Here is a 5,489-nt window from a genome sequence, read left to right as displayed (position 1 = left end):
CCACCCCCATCTTCTGGTTATGAGTCCTGTGCCTAGGGCTGTGGCCAGCAAATCCGTGGGGGAAAACGTGCGGGCTTTGCCGTTGTTGTCCAGTGGGGCGTCGGTGCGCAGGTGGGTTGCCGAGCCTTCATGGCGGGGCTTCCGTCTCCAGATCGCCGAGATACCGACAGGTGACGACTGTGCTCATGGGTGGTTGGCGGTATTCAGGGATGGAGTGGTTATTGGGCGCCGCTCTCCCCGCGCTGCTGACGCCGCTGGTGCTGACGGTAGAAGCGCATCACGGCCCGTGCCAGCCGCAAGGGGTCGTGGCGCAGGCTCTTGCCGACTGAATCCTCGTCAAGGGACTCAACGCGAGCATGCACCATGGCCAGATGGGGCCGCAAGCCTTCCGCCTCCAGTTTGCCCACGGGACAGGTGACGGGCTCTGAGCCTGCGGACCGATAGCGTTTCACCAAGTGGCGATCCAGGTGGCCGCTGTGGGCCAGCACATCGGGAAACAACCAGGGCGTGACGCCTTGACGACGCAGATGGTGACCAATCGCCGCCACGTGGTCCCACACATCCAACCCATCAGTTTCACCGGGCTGGGTCATGAGATTGCAGATGTAGAGCTTGGCGGCTGGAGAACGGCTGATTTCCTCCACAAGCTGGGGCACCAGCAAGTTGGGCAGCAGTGACGTGTACAAGCTGCCGGGACCCAGCAAAATCAAGTCCGCCTGGCGGATGGCCTCCAGGGCGCTGGGGAGTGCTGGTGGCGCCTCCGGTCGGCAGCCCACCCACTGAATCCGGCCCCCCGCTCCGCTGATGCGGGATTCCCCCTCAATGAGGCGCCCGTCCTCCAACTGGGCCCAGAGTTGCACATCGGTATTGGTGGCGGGCACCACCTGCCCTTGAATGTTCAACACCCGACTAGTGGCGGCAACGGCGGATTCCAGGTTGCCGGTGATGGTGATCAAGGCTGAAAGGAACAGGTTGCCCAGGCTGTGGCCTTCCAAACCTTGACCAGAGGCAAAGCGGTAGCGGAACAACTGGGTGAGCAGTTGTTCTTCCTTGGCCAAGGCCGTCAGGCAGTTGCGAATATCTCCCGGAGGCTGAATGCCCAGATCACGGCGCAGGCGGCCACTGCTGCCCCCGTCGTCGGTCACGGTGACGATGGCGGTGATGTTCCTGCTGTAGCGCTTCAAGCCGCTGACCAGGGTGGCCAAGCCGGTTCCCCCGCCAATGGCCACAATGCTGGGTCCCCTGTTGAGGTGGCGCTGGGCCAGCAGGGCATCCACCAGGGACCGGTCCTGTTGAGGGGCCAGGGCCTGCTTGATAGATCCGAAGGTGCGGCTTTGGCCCAGCAGGATGAGCACCAGGCCACTGAGCAGCACCAGGGGACCGGTCAACCGGTAGGGAAACACCTGAGTGATGTTGGCCAAGGTCCACTCAATAGCCTCCAGGGTCCAGTACACCGGTTTCATGTTGGCCCAGATGGCGCTGCCCAGCACCAGCAGCAGGAGACCCAGGGCGCTGGTGAGCACCCAGCGCTTCACCAACAGACCTGGCGAGAGCCACCGGAGCGCCTTGCAGGACCTGTCCAGTATTCCGGACCACCTCCGGCGACTCGGCCGCTGTCCGCTCCGGAGACGACCGTTCCTCATGACGACCACCGTGTGAGAAAATTTTATAGAAACACCCTTGACACGTTGAGCCGATGTCCAAACCCGTTGGTACAGCAGCGGAGAGGTTGGCCATTCAGTTGCGTGGTGTCGGCCTGCGCTTTGGCGTCAAGTCCGTGCTCCATGACCTGGACCTGGATGTGGGCCTGGGACAAAAGGTTGCTGTTGTAGGGCCGTCCGGGGTGGGGAAGTCCACCATCCTGCGGCTGCTGGCAGGGCTGTTGCTGCCCTGCAAAGGCCGCCTCAGCCTCCATGGTCAACAGCAGATCTACTTGCGGGAAGACCAGGACAAGCCCATGGACGTGCGCATGGTGTTCCAGTCGCCGGCCCTGTTGGCCTCCCTCAGCGTTGCGGAGAACGTGGGGTTTTTGCTGCGCCGCAGCCGCCGACTCTCACCAGCGGACATCCGCACCCGGGTCTCCAGGGTGCTGGAGGAGGTGGGCTTGAAGGGTGTTGAGGACTTGATGCCGGGCCAGCTTTCGGGAGGAATGCAGAAGCGGGTCAGTTTTGCCCGGGCCATTGTGGAGGATCCCACGGCTGACACCAGCCATCCCCCTCTCCTCCTGTTTGACGAGCCCACGGCGGGTCTTGACCCCGTGGCCTGCACCAGGATTGAGGATATGATTGTGAAGACCACGGAATTTGCAGAGGGCACGGCTGTAGTGGTCAGCCATGTGATGAGCACAATTCGCCGCACCGCTGACCATGTGGTGATGCTCTACGGGGGATGTGCCCAGTGGTATGGTTCTGTGGAAGGGTTCGAGGTGACGGATAATCCCTACGTCCGACAGTTCCGTAGTGCCAGCCTGCAGGGACCCATGCAACCCGAATTGACCTGAGCACCATGCGCCGAAGCCTCCGCGAGGCCACCGTTGGCCTGAGCATCCTTGCCGCACTGGTCATCGCCTCCGGGCTTTGGCTCCACCTGAGGGGGAGCAGATTCTTCGGCAGCGCCTGGGCCATCACCGTGCGTCTTGGCGACGCGGCAGGCCTGGTATCCCGCTCCAACGTGTTCTACCGGGGTGTGGACGTGGGCACCGTGCAATCCATTACGCCGGAGCCCGGCTTTGTGGCTGTACAGGTGCAGATCAGTGACGCCGGGTTGGTAATTGCTCAGCCCGTTCGTGCCCGGGTGGTGAGCGGCAGCTTGCTGGGGGGCACGGCCCAGTTGGTGCTGATTGGCTCCTCCAGGCCCTTGGACGACCCCGTCAGCCCTACGGCAGAGGACTGTCCATCGGCCCAACAGCTTTGTGCCGGCGCCGTGCTGTTGGGGGCCCAGAGTCCCAGCCTGGATACCGCCGTGGCCAGCACCACAGACCTCCTGGATCAGGTCATTGACCTTGACCTGGTGGGAACCATCAACGAAACGGTCAAAGTCCTCGCTGACACCAGCAACACCATCACCGTTGCCGCCGAGGAGAGCATCGTCCTGATACAATCCATTCAGGACCTGGTGCAACAGTTGGAGCCCACGGTTGACCACCTCAACATCAGCGCCGCTGACGTCAACACCATCACCGGCAATCTGGCCAAGGCCTCGGCGGAGTTGAGTCGTCCCGAGACCATCGCCACGTTCAGGCAGACCATGGCCAATGTGGAGACTGCCGCGGACCAGTTGAGCGCCAAGGCTGGCCCCATTCTTGCCAACATGGAGAGCTTCACGGCCAAGCTGGATGAAATCAGCAGTGACGTTCTGGACATCACCGGTGATGCCGCCGTTGCCGAGGGTCTAAGAAACCTGACCGTTGGCCTTGGCCTGTTTTTTGAAGATCTCTATGGTGCTGAGCGACTGGCCGATCCCAAGACCGTGGAGGAGGGTGCGGAGACGTGAGGCACCATGGGGCGGTGGACCGGGCCGGCAGGCAGGGGGCGGTGATCAGGATCAGGACTCATAAGGAGAGGAAGAGATCCACCGACACAGCGCCGGAGGCTGGTGTGGAGCCAGAAGAGGCGCTGATGATCGATACCACCTGCGTCAAAGCCCATCGCACTGCCTCCAGCCTTAAAAAGGGGTCGCCGAACCTCGTTTGATTGGTCGTACTACAGGGGCCTCACCAGCAAGCGACCTGTGGTGTGCGACGAAAGGACGACCTGTATGCCTTCTGCTCAGGGAAGGGCAATGCAGCGACTTTACCGGTGGTGACCTCCTGCTGAGGGATCTTCCAGAAGAGAATGCATTGATTGGAGGTTGAGAACCTGCTTGCCAAGCTCAAGGACTGGCGCCGCATTGTCACCCGCCATGACTGCTGTTTCCATCTCTTCCTCTCTGCCGTCCTCCTCGCCCCCACTCTCATCTTCTCGTTATGGGTCCTGGCCCTAGGGCTGGATCGGCAGACCCGTATAACGGTGCAACTGCGCCAGGCTCAGGTTGTAGTCCAGGACGGCCTGGGCGTGGTCAACGGCGGCGCGGGTCAAGGCCTTTTGCTGATCAATCAAGTCTTGCTGGGTGCCAACACCAGCCTCGTAGCGGGCAGTGGCGAGATTCAGAATCTCCTGCTGGGTCGTCACCTGGCGGGCACGCAACTCCAGGGTGTCCTCCTGGGCATGGACGGTGTGGAAAGCCCTCTCCACCTGCTGCTGGAAGGTGTTGCGGGCATCCGCCAGGAGATACTCCTGCCTCCGTGCCGCCAAGCGCCAGCGGCGAGCACTGGCCTGGGCAGTCCCCCCATCGCTGAGGGGCATGGCAAAGCGCAGGCCCAGGGACGTGGAGATCCTTCCCCTGAACTGGCTTTCCATGGGGGAGGTGTCGGAGAGCACGTTACCGGACGCCTGATACCAGCTCCCCGTCACAAACAACGAGAGGGTGGGTTGCAGCGCCGCCAGGGCCTCCTTGGCCTGCTCCTCCCGCTCCTGGATGGCGGCAAGAAATTGTTGTAACTCTTCGCGACTGGTGAAGGCGGCGGCCAGGCTCTCCCCCAGGGTTGCGGTCCAGCGTCCCTGCCGCCCATTGGCGTCCCGAGCTGTGGGCACCACCTCCTGGGGCAGGTTCAGCACCCTGGCCAAACGGCGGCGGGCAATGGTCTGCTGGGCCTTGGCGCTGGCCAGCAAGGCTTCATCACCGGTCAACTGGGCCTGGGCCTGAAGCACGTCTAGGCGGGCAGCCACGCCGGCCCCATGGCGCGCCTGGCTGATCTTCAAGGTGGCCTGGGCCGCATCAACTGCCGCCAGGCGCAGGTCCACCTCCGCAGCGGCCCGTTGGAGTTCAATGTAAGACTCCGCCACTTGCAGCCTCACGTCACGGTGCAAGAGCTGGCGTTGCAGCTTCACCTGATCCAGGTCGTGGCGCTCGGCGGCGATGCGGGCGTCCCTCTGGGGGTCTCTCCACAGCCAGGTGGCCTCCAGGTTCAGGTTGGTTTCCAGTTCGCCACGGGGATAGGAGGCCTCCGGACTGTATTGGTACTCCAGCGCCAATGCTGGCAACCCTACGGATGACCTCAGACTGACTTGCGGCTTCCAGGCGCTTAAGGAGGCCTCCAACCGGGCCTGCAGCGATTCCACCTCCAGCGCCGCAGCCTGCAGGACAGGGTGATTTGCCCCAGCCAATTGCTGTGCCTCCTCCAGGGATAACGGCTGCAGCCGTGGGTCCGCCATGTCCTCCAGCAACTGTGGTTCGGCCAATGGCTCCGCCGCCGCCAGATCCGCCAAAGGCGCTGGCAGTGGCTCCGCCGCCACGGCCGCCAGCGGCTGGGCGCTGGCCAACAGGGCGCCCACAAGGAAACGAGACGCCCATTGACCAGATTGTTGAAACACGTGCCGCACGAGAGGGAATGGCATCAAGCCTAGGCTCAGGACCCATAAAATAGGAAGAGACGCCCTTTGGTGGGGGGA

Annotated in this window: 4 protein-coding genes; 2 read left to right on the top strand and 2 right to left on the bottom strand. The window is 63.0% G+C overall.

Annotation, left to right across the window (positions count from 1 at the left end):
* Positions 1–218 precede the first annotated feature (218 nt).
* Positions 219–1,643, bottom strand: coding sequence for a gluconeogenesis factor YvcK family protein (locus FLM9_RS01370; protein WP_074456917.1), 1,425 nt, complete (start codon positions 1,641–1,643; stop codon positions 219–221).
* Positions 1,644–1,696: 53 nt separating this feature from the next.
* Between FLM9_RS01370 and FLM9_RS01365 the strand changes: the two genes are divergently transcribed.
* Together FLM9_RS01365 and FLM9_RS01360 are read left to right on the top strand one after the other, a co-directional pair.
* The gene (locus FLM9_RS01365; protein ID WP_180365261.1) at positions 1,697–2,500 is read left to right on the top strand and encodes an ABC transporter ATP-binding protein; all 804 of its coding nucleotides are present in this window, start codon (positions 1,697–1,699) and stop codon (positions 2,498–2,500) included.
* Positions 2,501–2,505: 5 nt separating this feature from the next.
* Positions 2,506–3,492 carry an MlaD family protein gene (locus FLM9_RS01360; RefSeq protein WP_074456916.1) on the top strand — a complete coding sequence of 329 codons (987 nt, stop codon included), beginning with the start codon at positions 2,506–2,508 and terminating at the stop codon, positions 3,490–3,492.
* Between the two features lie 485 nt (positions 3,493–3,977).
* On the opposite strand, the gene FLM9_RS01350 is transcribed toward FLM9_RS01360, so the two are convergent.
* Complete coding sequence (locus tag FLM9_RS01350; protein WP_074456914.1) at positions 3,978–5,435, bottom strand: TolC family protein; 1,458 nt, start codon at positions 5,433–5,435, stop codon at positions 3,978–3,980.
* Positions 5,436–5,489: the final 54 nt, after the last annotated feature.

The organism is Candidatus Synechococcus spongiarum, from assembly GCF_900047545.1.
In the GTDB taxonomy this organism is placed as follows: domain Bacteria; phylum Cyanobacteriota; class Cyanobacteriia; order PCC-6307; family Cyanobiaceae; genus Synechococcus_B; species Synechococcus_B spongiarum_C.
The sequence above is the reverse complement of the archived record's forward strand: the minus strand, read 5'-3'. Positions and strand labels throughout refer to the sequence as shown.